General features: G+C 41.8%; 16 protein-coding genes and 1 other annotated feature. Of the genes, 2 read left to right on the top strand and 14 right to left on the bottom strand.

The window, feature by feature from the left end; all coding sequences use genetic code 11:
* Positions 1 to 13 precede the first annotated feature (13 nt).
* The 9 genes from BUQ87_RS04845 to ileS form a co-directional block, all read right to left on the bottom strand.
* The gene (locus BUQ87_RS04845; protein WP_038267612.1) at positions 14 to 976 is read right to left on the bottom strand and encodes a hypothetical protein; all 963 of its coding nucleotides are present in this window, start codon (positions 974 to 976) and stop codon (positions 14 to 16) included.
* Positions 963 to 2825 (bottom strand): DUF2194 domain-containing protein, encoded by a 1863-nt coding sequence (locus BUQ87_RS04840; protein ID WP_038267610.1) that lies wholly within the window; start codon positions 2823 to 2825, stop codon positions 963 to 965. Before BUQ87_RS04840 ends, BUQ87_RS04845 begins: the two co-directional genes overlap by 14 nt.
* Positions 2822 to 4060, bottom strand: a complete 1239-nt coding sequence (locus tag BUQ87_RS04835; protein WP_038267607.1) for a GAF domain-containing protein — start codon at positions 4058 to 4060, stop codon at positions 2822 to 2824. The genes BUQ87_RS04840 and BUQ87_RS04835 overlap by 4 nt, the downstream gene beginning before the upstream one ends.
* A gap of 85 nt (positions 4061 to 4145) precedes the next feature.
* Positions 4146 to 6347, bottom strand: coding sequence for a DNA helicase PcrA (pcrA, locus tag BUQ87_RS04830; RefSeq protein ID WP_038267604.1), 2202 nt, complete (start codon positions 6345 to 6347; stop codon positions 4146 to 4148).
* A 144-nt stretch (positions 6348 to 6491) separates the two neighbouring features.
* Positions 6492 to 7337, bottom strand: coding sequence for a carbon-nitrogen hydrolase family protein (locus BUQ87_RS04825; protein ID WP_038267602.1), 846 nt, complete (start codon positions 7335 to 7337; stop codon positions 6492 to 6494).
* 165 nt (positions 7338 to 7502) lie between these two features.
* Positions 7503 to 8171 (bottom strand): cyclase family protein, encoded by a 669-nt coding sequence (locus tag BUQ87_RS04820; protein ID WP_242943776.1) that lies wholly within the window; start codon positions 8169 to 8171, stop codon positions 7503 to 7505.
* Positions 8168 to 9637 (bottom strand): glucose-6-phosphate dehydrogenase, encoded by a 1470-nt coding sequence (gene zwf, locus BUQ87_RS04815; RefSeq protein WP_038267600.1) that lies wholly within the window; start codon positions 9635 to 9637, stop codon positions 8168 to 8170. The genes BUQ87_RS04820 and zwf overlap by 4 nt, the downstream gene beginning before the upstream one ends.
* Before the next feature lie 4 nt (positions 9638 to 9641).
* Complete coding sequence (gene gnd / locus BUQ87_RS04810) at positions 9642 to 10544, bottom strand: phosphogluconate dehydrogenase (NAD(+)-dependent, decarboxylating) (RefSeq protein WP_038267597.1); 903 nt, start codon at positions 10542 to 10544, stop codon at positions 9642 to 9644.
* Positions 10545 to 10664: 120 nt separating this feature from the next.
* Complete coding sequence (gene ileS, locus BUQ87_RS04805; protein WP_038267595.1) at positions 10665 to 13763, bottom strand: isoleucine--tRNA ligase; 3099 nt, start codon at positions 13761 to 13763, stop codon at positions 10665 to 10667.
* Between the two features lie 55 nt (positions 13764 to 13818).
* Positions 13819 to 14084, bottom strand: a binding site (T-box leader).
* Between the two features lie 195 nt (positions 14085 to 14279).
* Between ileS and BUQ87_RS04800 the strand changes: the two genes are divergently transcribed.
* A complete protein-coding gene (locus BUQ87_RS04800) occupies positions 14280 to 14714 on the top strand; it encodes an Hsp20/alpha crystallin family protein (protein WP_038267593.1) in 435 nt (144 codons plus the stop codon).
* 67 nt (positions 14715 to 14781) lie between these two features.
* On the opposite strand, the gene BUQ87_RS04795 is transcribed toward BUQ87_RS04800, so the two are convergent.
* Complete coding sequence (locus BUQ87_RS04795; RefSeq protein WP_038267590.1) at positions 14782 to 15087, bottom strand: hypothetical protein; 306 nt, start codon at positions 15085 to 15087, stop codon at positions 14782 to 14784.
* Positions 15088 to 15109: 22 nt separating this feature from the next.
* A complete protein-coding gene (locus BUQ87_RS04790) occupies positions 15110 to 15598 on the bottom strand; it encodes a prolyl-tRNA synthetase associated domain-containing protein (protein WP_038267588.1) in 489 nt (162 codons plus the stop codon).
* Between the two features lie 294 nt (positions 15599 to 15892).
* Here BUQ87_RS04790 and BUQ87_RS04785 point away from each other — a divergent pair, with 294 nt between their 5' ends.
* Entirely contained in the window at positions 15893 to 16867 is a 975-nt protein-coding gene (locus BUQ87_RS04785; RefSeq protein ID WP_038267585.1) for a TadE/TadG family type IV pilus assembly protein, read from the top strand.
* Between the two features lie 89 nt (positions 16868 to 16956).
* On the opposite strand, the gene BUQ87_RS04780 is transcribed toward BUQ87_RS04785, so the two are convergent.
* From BUQ87_RS04780 to amrA, 3 genes are all read right to left on the bottom strand, one after another.
* Complete coding sequence (locus BUQ87_RS04780; RefSeq protein ID WP_038267583.1) at positions 16957 to 17895, bottom strand: CobW family GTP-binding protein; 939 nt, start codon at positions 17893 to 17895, stop codon at positions 16957 to 16959.
* 75 nt (positions 17896 to 17970) lie between these two features.
* On the bottom strand, positions 17971 to 18207 hold the full coding sequence (locus BUQ87_RS04775) for a thioredoxin family protein (protein WP_038267581.1): 237 nt from the start codon (positions 18205 to 18207) through the stop codon (positions 17971 to 17973).
* 204 nt (positions 18208 to 18411) lie between these two features.
* Complete coding sequence (gene amrA / locus BUQ87_RS04770; RefSeq protein ID WP_038267579.1) at positions 18412 to 19848, bottom strand: AmmeMemoRadiSam system protein A; 1437 nt, start codon at positions 19846 to 19848, stop codon at positions 18412 to 18414.
* Positions 19849 to 19923 lie beyond the last annotated feature (75 nt).

Raw genomic sequence — 19923 nt, 5'->3', positions numbered from 1 at the left:
TTCACCTTCCTTATCAAGTCCAAAAATCCACCATTTTCATCTCTTTATCAGGTATTTTAATATCCATTTCCTTTACCTTTTTGGCGGTTCTTATTATAGATTTAAAATCTCTCTTCTTGTAGCAAATGTGCATGTATTCTATATAGACCTCATATCTGTCAGCATGCTTTGATCTGAGCTTTTGGAGTATTCCCAGCGCACCTTCAATATTGCCGTATTCTATATATTCCCTTGCAATCATTATGCCCATGTCGAAATCCCCACCGCTTCTTGAATCAAGCTCCTTGAGGAGGCTGACATATTTTTTTTCATGGGCCGGCCTTGAAATCTCATCGACAATCCCCAAACTCAAATACTTTTTGTATTCGGATATGAGTTCGTAAAGCTTTGAAGTCGTACTTCTTCTGGCGTACTCATTTTCCATATCCGAAAGCTTGTTTTCATATCTGTCATGTATGAAGCTGAGTGTGGATGCAGCGTAGTGTACAACTTCCGGGTCTTTATCCAAAAGCGCCTTTCTTAAAACTCCTGTTTTAACTTCGATGTCATTTGTATTGAGGCTCATTATGGCACTTTTCTTCTCCTCAGAAGATGAATGCATAAGCCTGTCGCCAAGGCTGAGTATGTTGATCTCCTTTTGGATGTCTATGTCCTTGTGAAGAGTTATAAACTCCTTGTATTTTATATAGTCTTCATACTCAGCTACTGCATTTTCATCTATTCTTAAAAACTTGTAGCAAATCTCCACCACTACATGCACGAGCAGTCCGCCCATTGGCATCATGAGTATTATCAAGCTTTCAAGGCTGTCTTTTCTGACCCCCTTCAAAATCCTTTTGGCCGCAAGCAGGGCAGCTGCGGCAATGATATGGATCAATATGAAATATTTCATTCCCACATTCGCCCAGACAGCCCAAATCTCAGCCGCCAAGCATATTATGCTCAAAATCGTATACATGAAATCACCTATTTTCATAGCCTATTTTTATATTCACATCCGCAGATGTGGCTTCCACTACATATAGTCCTCTTTCAATGTCCAAAATGCTGTATTTTCCGCCATCTATGCTGCTTATTTTGCCATTTTTCACTTTAAGCACGTGGTATGCGGGCGGCGACATGTTCTCATGGCTTATTCTTATATAGTCGCTCCCATACTCCACGTAAACATTCAGGTTTTCATTTTTTATATATTCCTCTACAGCCTGTCTGCTTGTCATCCCCCTAAGATACGGGAATCTTCTGTATATATCGCCGAATATTGAATCTATGTCCCTTTCAAGTTCTTCCCAGCTTCTATCTGAAGACCTTTCAGCGTCCAAAATGTCGTCAGGATGTATGAAGTGGTTGACTATTCCATAATGGGCTATGCCGCTGTATATGTCCCACATCACATATTTATTGTATTCGTAGCCAGAGCTTATCCTCGGAAGGTCGTATGCCCCTTCGATATCAGGGTCCTTTCCAAACTCCTGATAAAGCATTCCATTTTCAGGCATTCCCGTATAGAGTCCTGCAAACACCTTAATCTCTGGAAATACATTTTTGACAGCATCCTTGCCGTCTTTTGAAATTATGTTTGAAGGCGGTACATATGTGTATATATTAATGTCTCTCCCATACATGGCCTCAAGCGATTCTTTAAGCTTTAAAAGCCCTTCTTCCATCGCATCTTTTGATTCCCAGGGTGAGTACCCGTATTTGCCAAACTCCATCTGGCCATTCAGTGCAAGCGAGTTGTGGTTGTAACCGTGAATCCCAAGTTCTCCCCCAATCTCCGAAAGCTTCCTTCCAAAATATTTTATGTCCTGCGCGCCTTCAGCGTCTATATTAGGAAGAGGGCTTTTCGTCTCCAGGTTATAAACCCCTGTGACAAGTCCCGTGTATTTCATATGGTATTTTTTTGACATATTGTAGAGTGATGACCACCATATATTCCTGTAAAACATGTTGTTGTTCATATGATAATTCTCATATATCACATCATCTGTACCCGGCTTTACAGGTGCCGGAAAATCGTCTATGTTGACAATTTTTCCATTGAAAATTGTGTATATAAACCTGTCATTTGAAAGCGCAATGCTTTGTGTCATAATCCCCCTGTTTGCTTTGTCCATAAGCAATGTGGAATTTACATATACCACCCTTCCGCTTCCATAGTCATTGGTCCATAGCACAGGTGTTCCCTGGGCGCTTGCAATTAGCTTTGCACCGACTCCCAGCTTTACATCAAGCGACGAATGTGCTATCTTCCTGTCATCCTTACCCATGCTGATTTCATCCAGTCCCGGGAAGAATTTTTGATGGAACTCAATGCCAAATACAGTTTCCCCCATATAGCCGCCATTTTTCACTATTCCACAGAGCTTGTCAAGCCCTGGTTGGTAAGACCTCACCATGAAAACAGCACTTGTGCCGCTTTCAACCTTGGAAATAAGCGCATTGTGCAAATCATTGTACTTCACGTTCCCGAATTTTTCAGTCCCTACCACTATTATGTCGTCTTTCCCCGCGCCATTGACATTGTCGAGTACGCCTTCCGAGTCTATGTCTACCATTTCAAAATTAAGCCTTGCCATTTCAAGTATTTTTTCCATATTGTCACGCAGATCTTTTGAACCTTTATAGTCTTTTGAATATAATGCTATTACCTTCTGGCAGTCCTTTGGTATATTTTCAGAGGCGGTAGTTTTAAGAGCTGTCTTCACGCTCTCCTGGTTTATTGAGAACTCCTGTTCAAGTGTTCCGGTTCTTGCTACCTGTATGAATGCAGCGCTTATTAGAATTATTGCCAAAACATATATGAATACCTTTTTATTTATCATGACAACCGCTCCAATTCTACTGCAAGTTCTCCCTTAAGCCTTTCTTCCACTACATGGGTGACCTTTCGAGGGGTGGCCGGAAGCAGAATGTATAGTTCTTCTTTGGATTCATCATATCCTACGACATCTACATCCCTTATAAGCCCGGAAAGCGTATTGTCAATGTTCTTGATGCTCTTTTCAAAACGGTTGAATTTCAAAAGCCCATATTCAAGACCAAACCTTATCTTTCTCTTTTTTTCCTCAGCAAGCCTTTCGCTAAATTCATTGTATTTCATAATTCTCGTCTCTTCATAATATTTATCCCTGTTTATATGACCTTCTATGGCTATCGCCTGCGCAAGGGCCTTGTTTATCCATTCGGTTATCAGCTTGAAAAGATAGTATGAATAGTCGGTTATACTGTCAAACTCTGCATCTTCAAGGTTTATGAGAGCTATTGTCCTACCCTCGTATACTATGGGCGCTCCCATTATGGGCATATTCCCGCCGCAGTTCATCGAATGGTCGAATTTGACTGTCTGTTTTCCATCTATTATCTTTTTAACACACGGTATGCTGTTTATATCTATTGAGTTTAAAAGGCCTCTGCCTTCCCCCATCCTCAGCTTTAGCCTTAGAAAATCCCTCTTTTCATTTACAGTGTATATTGATACCGTCTTTGCACCTAAAAACCTCGCCATTATTCCCATGGTCTGGGTATATATCTCCTCCGGGTCCAAAGAGTCAAGTGACGATGCAATCTCATAAAGCGATATTATGCTGTTTTCAGAATCCACTATCTGCTTTTTAAGCTCCTTGTTTATAAACCTGTTTTTCTCATAAAGCTGCTCGAGATCTTTATGCTTTTCATTCAGCAGCCTGTATTTTTCACTGCTCATTTCCATATTGTATGTATAATTGTCCTTGAATCTTCCCAGCACAACCGCCGTCAAAAAAAACATTATCAGAAACTTGTAATTGTCAAAATCGACAAAAAAAAGGTACATGTCCCTTCCCAAAAATCCATACACATATACGAAGATTACAGATGTTATACTTGCGCTTATGACCCCCAGGTAGTTTCCATATCTGAGCGCAATAGCAGCGCTTACAATTACAAATGGATGCATGTTCATTGCAAAAAACTCTTCCGCCATCGGGTTTATTCGCCAGAATGTAAACAATATTATAATGTCCGCAGCAATTGTCTCTCCAATGCATTTTATAAGCCTTTTTAATCTTTCACTGTCCATAGTCGCCTCCAACGATTCAATTATATGATTTTCGCATATATATCGACTATACCTAAAAATCCCCCTTTTTAAAAGGGGGATTTTACTATATTTTTTCAAGTTTTACATATTCCAGGTTTATCATTTTTACGCCTTTGTTCTCAAACGCTATTGTCACATCATTTCCCGTCTTGGAAACTATGGTCCCTTCTCCGAATTTCGGATGCGATATCCTGCTTCCAAGCTCTATTCCGCTGTTGTCTATGTCTTTTTTCACTTCAGGCTTTACAGAAGATCCGAATGTGAAATTCTTTTTTATCTCCCTCATGTCTATATTGCTTGAAGGGTGGTTTTTGATCTTGTCTATTTTTGCATTATAGCTTTGAAGGCAGTCCTGTGGCAGCTCGCTCAAAAATCTCGAGTTTGTTCCATAGTTTTTCCTTCCATATATGGTTCTTTCGTTCGCATAAGTCATATACAGCTCCTGCTGCGCCCTTGTTATGCCGACATAGCAAAGCCTTCTTTCCTCTTCAAGCCTGTCCTCGTCAAGAACAGATCTGCTCGATGGGAATATCCCTTCTTCCATTCCAACCATGAATACCACCGGAAACTCAAGTCCCTTTGCACTGTGAAGGGTCATTATTGAAACGTAGTCGTCTCCCTCTTCAAGCGAATCCAAATCCGAGACAAGGGATATTGACGCAAGGAACGTCTCAAGGTCCTTTTCCTCGCTTATCTGCTCGAATTCAACAGCAGAAGATATGAATTCCTTGAGGTTTTCAATCCTAGTCTGGCTCTCTACGCTGTTTTCATTTTTCAGCTCTTCCATATAGCCCGTGTCTTCAAGCACCTTTTCTATAAGAAGCGATATATTCATGCATTCGTTCATGGCCATGAGTGTCGATATTATGCTTACAAACTGTTCAACTTTTGATTTTGCCCTTGTTGAAATGAGTCCGTCTTCCAGGTCGAGCATCGCCGAGTATATGTTCTCTTCCTTTGAATACGCAAAGCTTTCAAGCTTTTCTATGGTCTTGAGGCCTATTCCCCTTTTAGGAACGTTTATTATCCTCTTGAGGCTTATGTCGTCAAGAGGGTTTTGTATAAGCCTTAGATAGGCTATTATGTCCTTTATTTCTTTTCTGTCGTAGAATTTCAGTCCGCCGTATATCTTGTAGGGGATGTTTTGCCTCATTAAGGCTTCCTCTATAGCTCTCGACTGGGCATTAGTCCTGTATAGAACTGCAAAGTCGCCCATGCCATTGTCGCCTTCTGTAAGCTCCCTTATCTTTCTGGATATGAAGTCCCCTTCTTCTCTTTCGTCCATGGCCTTGAATACCTTTATCTTTTCTCCGCCTGACTTGTCTGTCCAAAGGTTTTTTGACTTTCTCTCGTTGTTGTTCTTTATTACTGCATTTGCGGAGTCGAGTATGTTCTGGGTGGACCTGTAGTTTTGCTCAAGCTTTATAACTACGGCTCCATTGAACTCCTTTTCGAAATTCAGTATGTTTGTAATGTCGGCGCCCCTCCAGCCGTATATGGACTGGTCGTCGTCACCCACAACGCAAAGGTTTTTGTGAAGCCTTGATATGAGGCTTACGAGCCTGTACTGTGCCCTGTTCGTATCCTGGTACTCGTCAACCATTACGTATTTGAACTTCCTCTGGTAAAACTCCAGTACTTCCTCATTTTTCTCGAAAAGCTCCACAGTCTTCACTATTATGTCGTCAAAATCAAGTGCGTTGTTCTTTTTCAGGTTCTTTTGGTACCTTTCGTATATGGCCGCTATTTTTGACATCTTGAAATCGTCCCTGTATGTCTTCATGAACTCCGCCGGGCTTATCAGTTTGTCCTTTGCATCGGATATGTGACCTATTACCATTTTAGGGTCGTATAGCTTCTCGTTCATGTCGAGCTCTTTTATCGCTCCCTTTAAAAGGGTCAGCTGGTCGGATCTGTCGTATATTACAAATGAGCTTGTGTACCCCAGCCTGTCTATATTCTTCCTGAGTATTCTTACGCAGCACGAGTGGAAAGTGCTTATCCACATTCCGTCGCTTTCATCTCCAAGTATCCTCTCTACCCTTTCCTTCATCTCCCTTGCGGCCTTGTTTGTAAATGTTATCGCAAGTATGTTTGATGGAAATACGCCATTTGTATCTAGTATGTGGCCTATCCTGTTTACCAGAACTGTTGTCTTTCCACTGCCCGCTCCCGCAAGTATGAGTAGCGGGCCTTCCGTAGTCATAACAGCTTCTCTTTGCTTTTCGTTTAAGTTTTGATAGCTGCTTTTACCGCCTTGAATCATCTATATATCACCTATTTCCCGTTTTTATTTTACAAAAGCAAAAAAGAGGAGGCCTCCTCTTTTTTACATTGTATATTATATTTACATTATACTTTAAAAAATAGCCTTAAGCCACCCCGTCTTTTAAATTCCACGAAATGGGATTTAATATTCCATTCCATCATGCTTGTAATTAAGCGAATAGACATCGCGTCTTCTGTGCTGGAGGAGCGGAAGCTCCTGCCTTACCTTTTCAACCATTTCAAGGTCTATCTCCCCGTATAGTATGTCTTCCTTCTCGTCGGCTTCCATTATAATGTTGCCCCACGGATCTGCAATTATGGAGTGTCCGTATGCTGTATAGCTTGACTTTATATTCCTTGCAGGAGACACCGCTATGAAATACACCTGGTTGTCAAGTGCCCTTGTCTTGCAGGTGGTGCTCCAGTGGGCTGGCCCTGTAGTCATGTTGAACGCCGCGGGCACTATTATCACCTTTGCTCCTCCCTTTACAGCCATCAGCCTCATTAGCTCTGGAAATCTCATGTCATAGCATATTGCAACACCTATATTGCAAAACTCTGTTTCAAATACAGTGCACTGGTCGCCGCTTCCAAGTACGTCTGACTCCTTGAATGTAATCCTTCCCTTTACGTCTATGTCGAAAAGGTGCATTTTCCTGTGCTTTCCTATGCACTCTCCGTCTCTGCCAAATACATAGCAGGTGTTGTATATGCTGTCCCCATCTTTTTCAGGTATCGAGCCCGCAACTATGTATATCCCAAGCTCCTTTGCAAGATTTGAAATAGCCATTGTCGTCTGCCCCGGATAGCCTTCAGCGTACTCAGGAAAATATTTGTTGTCGTACGGGCAGTTGAACATTTCTGGAAGCACAGCCATGTCTATCCCGTTTGAAGCGGCTTCTCTTATAAGACTTTCCGCCTCTTTTATGTTTAGCTCCTTGCCTTCCTCAACACTCATCTGGCAAAGAGCCATATTGATTTTAGCCATTGTTTGGTCCCCCTTGTCTTACTTGCAATTCTCTCCATATATTATACTGCTTTTGCAATGTTTTATCATCCCCAAGTGTTTTTTTTAAAAAATTTTTTATTACATTGCAAAAATAGATTATTGAAATATATATTTCATTTACCCCTGTCAATAATGCATACTAGGTTAAACATTTATAAATGATTCCACAAAGTCAGCCGCCGTATTCTTGTCAATAAGGACAGCTCTCACAGGAAGGGCCTCAACACCTTCTATTCTAAGCGGCAGAGCTATAAGTACATATTCCCCTGCCGGAACGTCCCTTAGCCTCAGCCCCTCCATTATGACTATTCCATTTTCAAGAAGCGCCCTGTGAGTAGGATGCCCCGCCTGCCCCCTCTCTATCCCAAGCGAGTCTATCCCCACTCCCCTCACTCCTCTTTTCGCAATAAGTATCGCAGCTTCCTTGTCGAGGTATACAAATTCGGGATTGAATTTTTCAGAAAATGAATTTCTGGTCTTTAAAAGCAGAAATTCCCCTTCCTTCACTCCCTCCCCTTCGATCATCTCCCTTGTTATACTGTCCTTCGCACCCGTCATGTCTATCACCCGGCAGCTTCCCATCAGCCTTGTGATATCCAATTCGTCAGAACTTGCCCCGCCCTTTATTATGTGAAGGGGCATGTCTATGTGAGTGCCCGTGTGAAGGTTCATGTGTATTTTCGACTCATGTGCGCTTGAGTCTTCAAAGCTTCTGACCGTTTCAATCTCCGGCCTGTTTTCATCCCTGTTTTTGTATACGCTCATATACTCGCCTATTCTCATCGATATGTCGTAAACATTCCCCTTTTTCAAATGTTCCACCACCTCCTGCCTTCCCTTTGCAGGAGCTCTTCTGACTCATCAGGTCCCATGCTGCCGGCTTCATAAAATTGCATGTTCTGCTCTTCCCTTGTGCAACCGCTGAGTATTTCATCTATTATTTTCCACGAGCCTTCAATTTCATCCCATCTGGTGAAAAGCGAAGCGTCTCCCTTTATGACGTCCTCAAACAGCCTTTCGTAAGCCTGGGGCGTATTCTCGCTGTACTCACAGCTTCTGCAGTAGTCCATCTGCTGCGTGACTATCTCCTCTGTGCTTCCCGGCTTTTTCATGTTGAACTGGAAAAACACCCCGTCTTTCGGCTGGACTCTTATGACAAGCAGGTTAGGCATGGGCTCTTTGTAGGGCTCGAAGCCGTGTATCTGGCAGAAGGTCTTGAACTGCACAACTATCTGGGCAAGTTTTCTGCTCATGCGCTTTCCAGTCCTTATATACACGGGAACTCCCTTCCACCTCCTGTTTGCCACTTCAAGCTTCAGCGCCGCAAATGTCTCAGTTGCCGAGTCGCTTGGAACACCTTCTTCATCCCTGTATCCAGCCACATCCCCTCCATCGACATTTCCTGCAGAGTACTGCCCCAACACCATTCTTTCCTTTAAATTGCCACCCTTTATTTTTTCAATATGCTTTATTACCTTCACCTTCTCGTCCCTTATCTCATCGGCCTCAAGCGATATTGGGGGCTCCATGCAAATAAGCGATATCATCTGCATTATGTGGTTTTGGACCATGTCGCGAAGGGCCCCAGCGCCGTCATAATAGCCGCCCCTGCCCTGCACCCCGTCCTTTTCGCATACTGATATTTGTATGTTGTCTATATTGTCCCTGCTCCAAAGCGGCTCGAATATCGCATTCGAGAACCTTATCCCCATAATGTTTTGTATCATCTCCTTGGCAAGATAGTGGTCTATCCTGTATATGTCCTTTTCAGGAAACACCCTGCTTATTTCACAGTTTAAAAGCCTTGCGCTTTCAAGGCTTCTGCCGAAAGGCTTTTCTATGACGAGCCTTCTGTACGAGCCCTTTGCGCCCTTGTTCATGCCCGCTTTGCCGATGCTGTCTGTTATGAGTGTGAAATAGTCTGGAGATACCGCCATATAGTATATCCGCGACCCGCTCAGCCCCTTTTCATTTTCGAGCTTTGACATTTCAGCTTCAAGTCTCTCATAAGCCGCCCCGTCCCCGAAGTCAAAATTCCTGTAGTATATCCTTGACGAAAGGCTTTTCCAGGCCCTTTCGTCCCCGCCAAGCCTTGAATTTGAAAAAGCCCCTTCCTTGAGAGCTTTAATATACTCCTTTTCATTTCGTTCCCTTCTTCCTATTGCAAATACATGGCAGTCTTCAGAAAGCTTCCCCTGGCACTGGAGATTGTAAAGGGAGGGCATGAGCTTTTTTCTGCTGAGGTCGCCGCTTCCACCAAACAATACAATCAGACACATATCATCACCCCTGCCTTTTGGTTACACTGTGGCCGCCGAACTCATTCCTAAGCGACGCTATTACCTTTGCCGAAAATGAGTCCGCATCCTTTGAATAGTATCTTGCAAAAAGGGACTGCGCCATTACAGAAGCGGGCACCTGAAGCCTTAGCGCCTCCTCTAAGGTCCAAAGACCCTCTCCCGACGAATCTATCACCCCCCTCACACCCTCAAGGCAAGGGTCCTTCTCAAATGCCCTTCGGCAAAGCTCCATGAGCCATCCCCTTATTACAGAGCCGTGACTCCACACCTTTGACAGATCCTCAAAGTCTATGTCAAAATCGCTCTTTTGTATTATTTCAAACCCTTCTCCTATCGCCTGGAGCATTCCGTATTCTATGCCATTGTGGATCATTTTGACGTAGTGGCCGCTTCCGCTTCTTCCAATATATGAATATCCGTTCCGTACGCAAATCTTCCAGAATACTTCTTCAAGCTTTTCAAACGCCTCATCGTCGCCTCCTATCATCATGCATGCCCCGCTCCTGGCCCCTTCCATTCCTCCGCTTGTTCCAATGTCAATAAATCTCACTCCGATTTTCGCCAGCTTCTCGTATCTTCTTATCGAATCCCTGTAGTGGGAATTCCCTCCGTCTATTATTATGTCTCCTTTACTCAAATTGCCCTCAAGCTGGCTTATGACGTTGTCTACAATTTCTCCAGCCGGCACCATGAGCCATATCACCCTTTGCTCTTCAAAGCTTTCACAAAGCTCATCTATTGTGTATACGCCCTGAATGCCTTCTTCTTTCATCATGTCCACCTTTTCAGGCGACCTGCTGTATGCAACAACGTCTATGCCATTATCTTTCATATTCAGAGCCAGATTATGACCCATCTTTCCAAGCCCTATCATACCTATTTTCAATCTGCACCCCTCCCAAAGCCATTTCTTCTATTAATACCCAAATGGAAGATTGCAAACAAAAACCCGCCGGAATATCCGGCGGGTTTTAAATTTATGATTTGAATTTTTCAAATTAACTATTTACATTTTTTCAAGCTTTATTCCTGTGTCATGTCCGTTAAGGTTTTGAACTTCCATTCCCTCAAGCTTTGACTCTTCCACAGACTCTGCAAGCGTTTCAGACATTATATAGTCCTTGTGCGCCGCCACGGCCTTGCTTATTTCTTCGTTTCCATCGAAGAATACCTTTATCTTGTCAAGCATGTCGTATCCGTTTGACTTTCTCATCTGCTGAACCTTAGATATGAACTCTCTTGCATATCCTTCGTCTATAAGTTCTTGAGAAAGAACAGTGTCAAGTATTACGAACAGGTTGTTTTCCATTATTACGTTGAAGCCTTCTTTTGCCGATATTGTTATCATCACGTGCTCTTTTTCAAACTCGAAGATTTCGCCTTCAAGCTCCACGCTTATCTTTTCTCCAGATTCAAGCTTTGGAACTGCTTGAGAAGCGTCAAGCTCTGAAAGAACCTTTCCAAACGACTTGACTTTATTTCCAAGAATCGACCCCACCACCTTGAAGTTAGGCTTAAGGCTGAAGTTCATGAACTCGCCAAGGTTCTTCTCGAATACAACTTGCTTCACGTTAAGCTCCTCCTTTATAAGAGGAACCACGTCAGATATTGTATCTTCGTATTTTCCGTCTACTATAACCTTTTGTATTGGCTGACGAACCTTTATCCTTACAGATTCTCTCGAAGCTCTTCCAAGAGTTACAAGGTTTCTTACAAGATCCATTTTTTCCTCAAGCTTTTCAAATATAAGCTCGCTGTTTGATCTTGGATAGTAGCTTGTGTGAACAGAAGTCTCCCCAGTAAGGTTTTTGTATATCTCCTCTGATATGAATGGAGCTATTGGCGCTATCATCTGTGCAAGCTGTGTAAGTATCTCGTAAGTCGTATTGTATACGGCCTTTTTGTCCTGCGTCAGTTCCGGCTCCCAGAATCTTCTTCTGGATCTTCTTATATACCAGTTTGAAAGGTCTTCGTTTGTGAATTCCTGTACTTTTCTTACAACCTTGGTAAGGTCGAATACATCCCATTCTTCTTCAACTGCCTTTTTAAGGCTGTTGAATCTTGAAAGTATCCATCTGTCTATTTCAGGTCTGTCACTGTACTCCACGAAGAACTCTCTCGGGTCTATTCCGTCAGTGTTGGCGTAAAGAGTAAAGAAGTTGTACACGTTCTTTATTGTTCCGAAGAACTTGCTTTGAACCTCTTTAAGTCCGTCTATGTCAAACTTTGTAGGCGACCATGCCGGAGACACGTAAAGAAGGTACCATCTCAGCGCATCCGCTCCGTACTCGTCGAACAGCTCGAATGGGTTTACAGTGTTTCCTCTCGACTTGGACATCTTCTTTCCTTCCTTGTCAAGCAGAAGGTCGTTTACAAGAACGTTCTTGTAAGGCGCCTTTCCTTTCATGAATGTAGATATTGCAAGAAGCGAATAGAACCAACCTCTTGTCTGGTCTATACCCTCGCATATGAAGTCTGCCGGGAACAGCTCTTCATCGAAGTTTTCAGCGTTTTCAAAAGGATAGTGGTGCTGAGCGTAAGGCATTGCTCCCGAGTCAAACCAGCAGTCTATTACATCAGGAACCCTGTTCATGGTGCCGCCGCATTTGCCGCATTTTATGTGAACATCGTCAACATATGGTCTGTGAAGCTCTATGCTGTCGTCTATGTCTTCTATGGCTCTGTCTGCAAGCTCTGCTCTCGATCCTATAGACTCAAGCTCTCCACACTCACATCTCCATATGTTTAGAGGAGTTCCCCAGTATCTGCTTCTCGAAAGAGCCCAGTCGTTAAGGTTTTCAAGCCAGTTTCCAAAACGCTTTTCTCCAACGTATCCAGGATACCAGTTTACAGTGTTGTTGTTTTCTATAAGCTTGTCCTTAAGCTTTGTCATCTCTATATACCAGCTTGGCTTAGCGTAGTATAGAAGCGGAGTGCTGCATCTCCAGCAGTGAGGATAGTTGTGGGCAACCTTCTCCTTCTTGAAAAGCTTTCCTTCAGCTTTAAGCCATTTTATTATGTCAAGGTCCGCGTCCATTACGAATGTGCCCTTCCATGGCGTGTCGACAAATTTTCCTGTCTCGTCTACAGGCTGTATTACTGGAAGTCCGTATGCTCTTCCAAGGTTGTAGTCGTCTTCTCCAAATGCAGGAGCAGTGTGAACTATACCTGTTCCGTCTTCCACAGTTACGTAGTCGGCGCAAGTCACGAAGAACGCCTTCTTGTCCGGCTGTATGAACGGCATAAGCTGTTCGTACTCCATGTATTCAAGGTCTTTTCCCTTTAGCTTTTCTATAACCTCGAAGTCTTCGCCAAGCACCTTCCCCGCAAGAGCCTCAACTACATAGAATACATTTCCCTGAGCTTTTACCTTAAGGTATGTCTCTTTAGGGTTTACAGTAAGCGCTACGTTTGAAGGAAGTGTCCAAGGCGTAGTTGTCCATACAAGGAAGTACTCGTCTACGTCTTTTCTCTTGAACGCAACTATTACAGTATCGGTCTTTATCTCCTTGTAACCTTGTGCAACCTCGTGAGAAGCAAGCCCCGTTCCACATCTTGAGCAGTATGGAAGTATCTTGTGCCCTTCGTATATATAACCTTCCTTGTTGAACTTGTCAAGTATGTGCCAGACACTCTCTATATAGTTGTTGTCAAGTGTTATATATGGGTTGTCAAGGTCTATAAGATAGGCCATTCTCTCGGTCATTTCTCTCCACTGTTTCTCGTAAGTGAATACTGACTCCCTGCATTTTTCGTTGAACTTCTCTATTCCATATTCCTCTATATCCTGCTTGCTCGAAAGGCTAAGCTGCTTTTCAACCTCTATCTCAACAGGAAGTCCGTGAGTGTCCCATCCCGCTTTTCTCTTAACCTGGTATCCGCTCATTGTCTTGTATCTGCATACTGAGTCCTTAAGCGTCCTTGCCATTACGTGGTGTATTCCAGGATTTCCATTTGCAGTAGGAGGCCCCTCGTAGAATACGAAAGGAGCCTTTCCCTCTCTTGCCTTTATACTCTCATTTAGTATATCCACATCATCCCAAAATCCTCTTATCTTCTTTTCAGTCTCATTTACATGACTGCACAGGGATTCAAATTTACTCATACAATTCACCCTTTCTGATTTTACTTGATAAAATTAAAAAATCCCAAGCCTTACGGCTTGGGACGAATATTTTCGCGGTACCACCCAAATGAAAAACCATGCATGCTGGAATCTGCTCTGCTGCAAATCCTCATATACACAATTTGACACTCTTGGGATTTAACGCATCCCTATCGTGAAAGCTTATTCTCATGGAACTGCATGATTTCAGCCGTCCGGCTCAAAGGTGATATTCAAAAGAAACTGTGCTAAGAGCCTCTCAGCAAATGGCTCTCTCTCTTAAAGCGTATTCCCTTCTACTGTCCTTTTCAAAGCCTTTTTGAAAATTCAGTTTTAATTTTTCAAAAATTTCAAACAAAAAATTTACCTTATTTAAATATATTGAATATCGTGTAATTTGTCAAGTGCTGCATATTATTTTGAATTTTCTGTATTTGCATGGCGGATTACAAAACGCAATCAAGGGTATAATATACTCAGCAAATTTTCACATATATGTTTTAAGGAGGGATTTTTATGTATTTGCCAACACCTTTTGATCGAAAAAAAGAAAGTCTCATGAGGTATTTCGACAAGGTATTTGAAGAAGATTTTTGGAACTTTCCAACACCTGATTTTTTCACTGAAGGCTTCATAAGAACGGATATAAGAGAGACCGAAACGGAATATATTCTCGAGGCCGATCTTCCCGGGTTTACAAGAGATGATGTGAAAATCAAAATAAAAGACAACTACCTTATACTTTCAGCCGAAAAAAAACAGGAAATCGAAGAGAGTGCAGAAGGATATATAAGAAAGGAAAGAAGCTACGGAAGCCTTAAAAGATCTTTTTTCCTTGAAAACATCAAAGAAGACGAAATATCGGCAAAATTTGAACACGGGGTTCTCACAATAGTACTTCCAAAATCCAAAGAGGAAAAGAAAGAAGAAAGAGCCATAGATATCGACTAAGGAAGAGGCAGGCGCAAAAAAGCGCCTGCCCTTTTTCAATATAATAAAACCGAACTGCCAGCTGTTATCAGGCAATATCCATCGAGCCCACCTGGTTCTGTATGAAGTTTTCAAGAAGCATCTGTACCGTTATGTTCTTGCGCTTGCAGTAATCCCTCAGCTTTTCAGCCTTTTCGCTGTCTATTTTTATTACAAGCTCTTTCTTCTCATCATTGTCCTCATCTTTGCTTATGAATATAATTGGATTTTGTTCTACCACATGGTCTATGTACTCCGTCACCACTTCATGGGTGCTTTTTCCCATGTGTCTACACAGAGTCTTGAACTTTCCAAGGCTTTCCTTTTCAACCTCTATAAAAATCTTGTCATCCATATAGCATCACTTTCCTTTCAGTTTACAACCTTGCCCATATTACATTGTTTCCCGACCAGTCAAGAAATTTAATAAAATCATACACGCTTATGTTCACTGTGGCAGTATTTACATTTGGATGAAAATTAACTGAATCTGCACTTTTGATTTCTTCATCCACTATGACCACAACCTCGTTATCTTCATCGTTTATTATCCCAAAAGGCGATACAGCCCCTCGCTCAAGCCCCAAATATTTCTCAAGCCTTTTTTCGGATCCAAAACTCAACTTGTCCGAATTGATCTTTCGCGCAATGTCTTCAAAATCCAGCTTTTTGTTTTCATTCATGACCACAAGATAGTGGTTTTTCCCTTTTTTGTCCCTGAGAAACAAATTTTTGCAGTGCATTCCATCTAAGTCACCCCAGTACCGATTTGCCTCTTCTACCGTATATACTGGAGGATGTTCGTATTTTTCATAATTTATCCCAAGCATTTCAAGCGTTTCAAATACTTTGTTGTCGCCTTTCATAAGATCCCCTCCTCTTTCGTTTTTATACCCCTGTGCATCTGTTTTAATTTGAGTATATCACCGGTAAATAATAAAAATCCATATTGCCTTAATTAAAAATTTGGATAAATCATAATAAACCCTATATATCCCCGCACCTTATTTGAATAATATGTAAATTCCAGGGTAAGATTTTATAAGAATATATTTTTCGGTATAAACAAAACTAAAGCTTGTTTTAATCAGTTAATAACACGAAAAACACCCCATACTCACTTTTTAATATAAAAATCCAAAACAGACAGGAGGAATAGCATGTTAACTATTATTAAAAACAACCGCGGCAGTACAATCATATTTATTTCGCTGACTTTGAGCATAATGCTGATGTTCGTATCTTTTGCCGTTGATATTGGCCTGCTTGTGTACAACAAATCAAAGCTCCAAAATGCGGTTGATGCCGCATCACTTGCCGCAGCCCAGGAAATCCCTGAAGATACCTCTTCTGCCATAGATATTGCCAAGCAATACATTGCCAGCAATGGTTTTGATTTGAACGAGCTGGCGTATTCCATAGATTTTGAAGAAGATAACTGCAAGGTGATTGTCTCAGCAAGTTATAATATGGATTTTTTGTTTGCCTCAATCATCGGAGTAAATTCTTCAGGTATATCAGCAAAAGCTTCAGCCATAAATGCACCAGCAGAGCAGGTGCTTGGAGAAGCGAGGCCGTTTGCGTTAAAATGGGATCCCGTTGATGATAAAGGAAAATTCAAGCCCGGCGAAACATATACGCTCAAGTATTCATCCAAGACAAAAGGAGGAAATCCCGAGTTGGGACCTGGCAATTTCGGTGCTGTTCAAATCAACAAAAAACCTGACGGCAAATTTGAATCCGGTGCTAAAGTATATGAGGATACAATAGTTAAAGGTAATAGTACAAAACTGAAAATCGGAGACACCATATACACTGAGACAGGGAACATGGTCGGTCCGACAGAAAATGGAATGGAAAGGCTTTTTGAAAATGAAGGAACTCCTGTAACAATCTACATACCCCTTGTTGAGAGTTTGGATATGAATGGCCATAAGCCTTTAAATATAACCGGATTTGCAGCTTTTAAAGTATCTGAAGCAAATTTTTCAGAAGAAGAGGAAGGAGAAGGAAAAGACAAGGTCAAAACAGAAACAGCGGAGATAAAAGGTGCTTTTGTAGAGTTCACAACACTTGGAACTGGTGGAACAAGCCTAGAGGACCACGGTCTTAGGGTTATAAATCTTGTCAAATAATAATAAGCCATCCTAGCAGGTGGTTTTATTTGTACAACAAATGGCGCCCAAACCATAAGGGCGCCATTCACATATCTAAATTATCTAAATTATCTAAGTTTCATTTCAACTCCAACTATGTTTTCCCAGTTGTCAGCTATTTCCTTTATTATCCCTATTCCTATTTTAGATATGAAAACTATGCTTGAATCCGGAGCCTCCGATTCAAACTCCTTGTAATCTATCTTGCTATTTACAACGTCGACCTGGTTCCAACCTTCGTCAAGCTTTGAAAATCCCTTTATCCTGAATGTGCTAGGTGAAACAGCGTCTAGAAATTTAGTAAGGTTTTCCTTAGGTATATCTCCCTTGTATCTAAGAGTGAAAGTTCTTGGCTTGTTCTCTGTAGTGTTTGTAGTATCTTGAGACTCAATCCATTTTTCCTTTACAAGGTCTTTTTCAAGGAAAGACCTGTCTATCTTTCCAAAAGACGTGGGGTGGATATCCACATAAGGATTTATCTCCTTAACCCTCTTTGTTATGCTTTCAATTGTAGGTTGGTCTATAAGGTCTGACTTGTTTATCACAACAAGGTTACTATACAGCGCCTGTCTTTTTATGGTTTCAAGTTCGTCAAGCTGCTCAAGGAAGTTTCTTCCGTCAACAATACATATTGCTCCCCTGTAGTCGTATGCGTCGTCTCCTGCAAGCCTTCTAACCGCATCCATTATTTCGTCTATGTTCGAAGGGTCTGCAAGCCCCGAGCTCTCCACAAACAGATAGTCTATATCCTGGTTTGACATTTCAACCATGGCCTGTACAAATGATATCTTAAGGCAAGAGCAAAATATCGAACCCCTGTCTATTTCGGTAAGAGTTATACCGTCTTTTTTTACAAGAGTTCCGTCTATTCCTGTCTTTCCAAACTCATTCATTATTATTCCAACTTTTTGGTCCGAAAGGCTGTCTATTACACTTTTCAAAAATGTCGTTTTCCCTGCGCCCAAAAATCCAGTTAACAGATATAGTTTTTTACTTTTATTCTCCATCGTAAAATCCTCCCGCGATATATTCAATATATTACTATACTCACACATCTCATTCAATCAGAGTTTCTTTGCCTATTATTTTGAAGTTATATACTTCTTTATGGTCTTAACGTCAACAGATTTTCCCGCAACCTTGACCTCTCCGTCTATAACTAGAGCCGGAGGATTGAGCACCCCATGCTGCATTATCTCCACAAGGTCGTCAATTTTAATTACATCTGCCTCTATGCCCAGTTCTTCAACTGCTTTTTTTGCATTTGCCTCAAGCTTGTTGCATTTGTCGCAGCCTGTTCCAAGTATCTTTATCTCCATATCCCATCAACCTCCAGTCAGAATTATAATGCTCATACTTTATTGTTAAAACGCTCCATATATAGTTCAATAGGTATCTCTCTATACAATATTAGTATATTCACTTTCACTCATATATTACCCCTTATATTACTGCTTGTCAATATCATTCAAAAAAAACCTTATGATTTTTATTATCATAAGGCCTTTTTTGATAGGCTTTTTTTATTCATAATCTACATGCTCGTGCCTCTCAACTTTGAATCTGTATATGTCATATTTTTCGCCTTCTTCTATTCCCGCCTTTTTCTTCACTATTTCAATCTGCCTTTCAACTGAATCTACTCCTTCTAGTTTCGGAAGAAGCACTCCCTTCTTGCTCCCCGAGACAATTATGACGCCGTAATCATTCTCGTCAAGTTCCGACTTTGACTGTACCAGTTCAGGATCTCCAAGCACATCAACCTTTATATCGAGTCTTTCAATCTCATCGGACCTTATAGGAGAAAATCTCGGATCATTCGAAGCCGCACTTATGGCATTTTTTATTATCTCATGGGCTACATTTTCCATAACGGGCTCCATTGTCCCCACACATCCCCTGAGCATCCCTTCCTTGTATATTGATACAAACGCCGCGGCCTTTCTCATTTCCATAGATTCAGTATCGATTCCGATTGAATCACCTGCATAATCCAAATCTATTGTCCGCCCTTCTTTTACCCAGCTTTCAACAGCGTGTCTTGCAAGCTTTATATAGTCATCCTCACTTTGCCTTTGCGCCTTCATTTCGGCCAAATCCCTGCGTTCCAGCATGTCCAAAAGGCTATCCTTTTTCTCTCCCTTGACATCCAAAAAACCCGTCATATATCCGACTCCAAACGGCCCCTCATAGGAATATATTTTCACATCCACATCCGCCATATCAACAGACCCAAGAGCCATGGCTATGGACCTGTATCCACATTCCCCAGCCGGTTCATATACGCTCCTTGGTATTGAAATCGCTCTTTCAAAATCCCCATGTCTAAGGGCATCCACTATCTTCCCATCAAATACAGCCCCTTTTGGATTATATGAATAAGGCCCCGTAGAGCTTAACCTGTGCGAAAGATCTCCACTTGCAACTATTACCGTATCCCTGCCTGACTTTTCAATAGCCTTTGCAAGCGAAACGCCTGCTCTGTACATATCCATTATGCTCAGCATTCCTATCGTCATGTGTATTATCTTGAATTCATTATATTCCTTTTGGATGTAATAAAGCGGCACAGCGCATCCGTGGTCTATTTCCATGTCAACCATGTACTCCTGTGCTTTTTCACCGTCAATAAATATGTGCTGTACTTTATCTTTTTCGAACTGCTCCCTTATAACATGTTGAAGATCTTGGTCAACCTGTCTTTCAAATCTCACATCCGGCCTTGCAAATTTTCCAAGATCCCCCCTTAAGACCTCATCGTCAAGTATGCAAAGTCCATCTGAAAACACATTTCCGTGCGGCGTTATAAGCACTATAACCTTCGGCGCTTTGACAGCCACATCCTTTGCCATTTTTTCCATTCCCTCTATGGTCTTTGACGCCCCTTTTTCCTCACCCATTCCAACTTCAGGTATTATTATGGGGGGATGAGGCGAAAATGCCACTCCCTTCAAATTCATATTCCTTTACCTCCTTTCAATAATCTAGCTTAGAAGTAGAAGTTTTCAATATATTTCATTTGTCTTTTCGTATTC

Source organism: Peptoclostridium litorale DSM 5388, assembly GCF_900141635.1.
GTDB lineage: Bacteria > Bacillota > Clostridia > Peptostreptococcales > Peptostreptococcaceae > Peptoclostridium > Peptoclostridium litorale.
The sequence above is the reverse complement of the archived record's forward strand: the minus strand, read 5'-3'. Positions and strand labels throughout refer to the sequence as shown.

What these genes read in the sequence shown, in the direction of transcription:
- BUQ87_RS04845 (WP_038267612.1), bottom strand. Translation starts at nt 976, where the DNA reads ATGAAAATAGGTGATTTCATGTATACGATTTTGAGCATAATATGCTTG.
- BUQ87_RS04840 (WP_038267610.1), bottom strand. Translation starts at nt 2,825, where the DNA reads ATGATAAATAAAAAGGTATTCATATATGTTTTGGCAATAATTCTAATA.
- BUQ87_RS04835 (WP_038267607.1), bottom strand. Translation starts at nt 4,060, where the DNA reads ATGGACAGTGAAAGATTAAAAAGGCTTATAAAATGCATTGGAGAGACA.
- pcrA (WP_038267604.1), bottom strand. Translation starts at nt 6,347, where the DNA reads ATGATTCAAGGCGGTAAAAGCAGCTATCAAAACTTAAACGAAAAGCAA.
- BUQ87_RS04825 (WP_038267602.1), bottom strand. Translation starts at nt 7,337, where the DNA reads ATGGCTAAAATCAATATGGCTCTTTGCCAGATGAGTGTTGAGGAAGGC.
- zwf (WP_038267600.1), bottom strand. Translation starts at nt 9,637, where the DNA reads ATGTGTCTGATTGTATTGTTTGGTGGAAGCGGCGACCTCAGCAGAAAA.
- ileS (WP_038267595.1), bottom strand. Translation starts at nt 13,763, where the DNA reads ATGAGTAAATTTGAATCCCTGTGCAGTCATGTAAATGAGACTGAAAAG.
- BUQ87_RS04800 (WP_038267593.1), top strand. Translation starts at nt 14,280, where the DNA reads ATGTATTTGCCAACACCTTTTGATCGAAAAAAAGAAAGTCTCATGAGG.
- BUQ87_RS04795 (WP_038267590.1), bottom strand. Translation starts at nt 15,087, where the DNA reads ATGGATGACAAGATTTTTATAGAGGTTGAAAAGGAAAGCCTTGGAAAG.
- BUQ87_RS04790 (WP_038267588.1), bottom strand. Translation starts at nt 15,598, where the DNA reads ATGAAAGGCGACAACAAAGTATTTGAAACGCTTGAAATGCTTGGGATA.
- BUQ87_RS04785 (WP_038267585.1), top strand. Translation starts at nt 15,893, where the DNA reads ATGTTAACTATTATTAAAAACAACCGCGGCAGTACAATCATATTTATT.
- BUQ87_RS04780 (WP_038267583.1), bottom strand. Translation starts at nt 17,895, where the DNA reads ATGGAGAATAAAAGTAAAAAACTATATCTGTTAACTGGATTTTTGGGC.
- BUQ87_RS04775 (WP_038267581.1), bottom strand. Translation starts at nt 18,207, where the DNA reads ATGGAGATAAAGATACTTGGAACAGGCTGCGACAAATGCAACAAGCTT.
- amrA (WP_038267579.1), bottom strand. Translation starts at nt 19,848, where the DNA reads ATGAATTTGAAGGGAGTGGCATTTTCGCCTCATCCCCCCATAATAATA.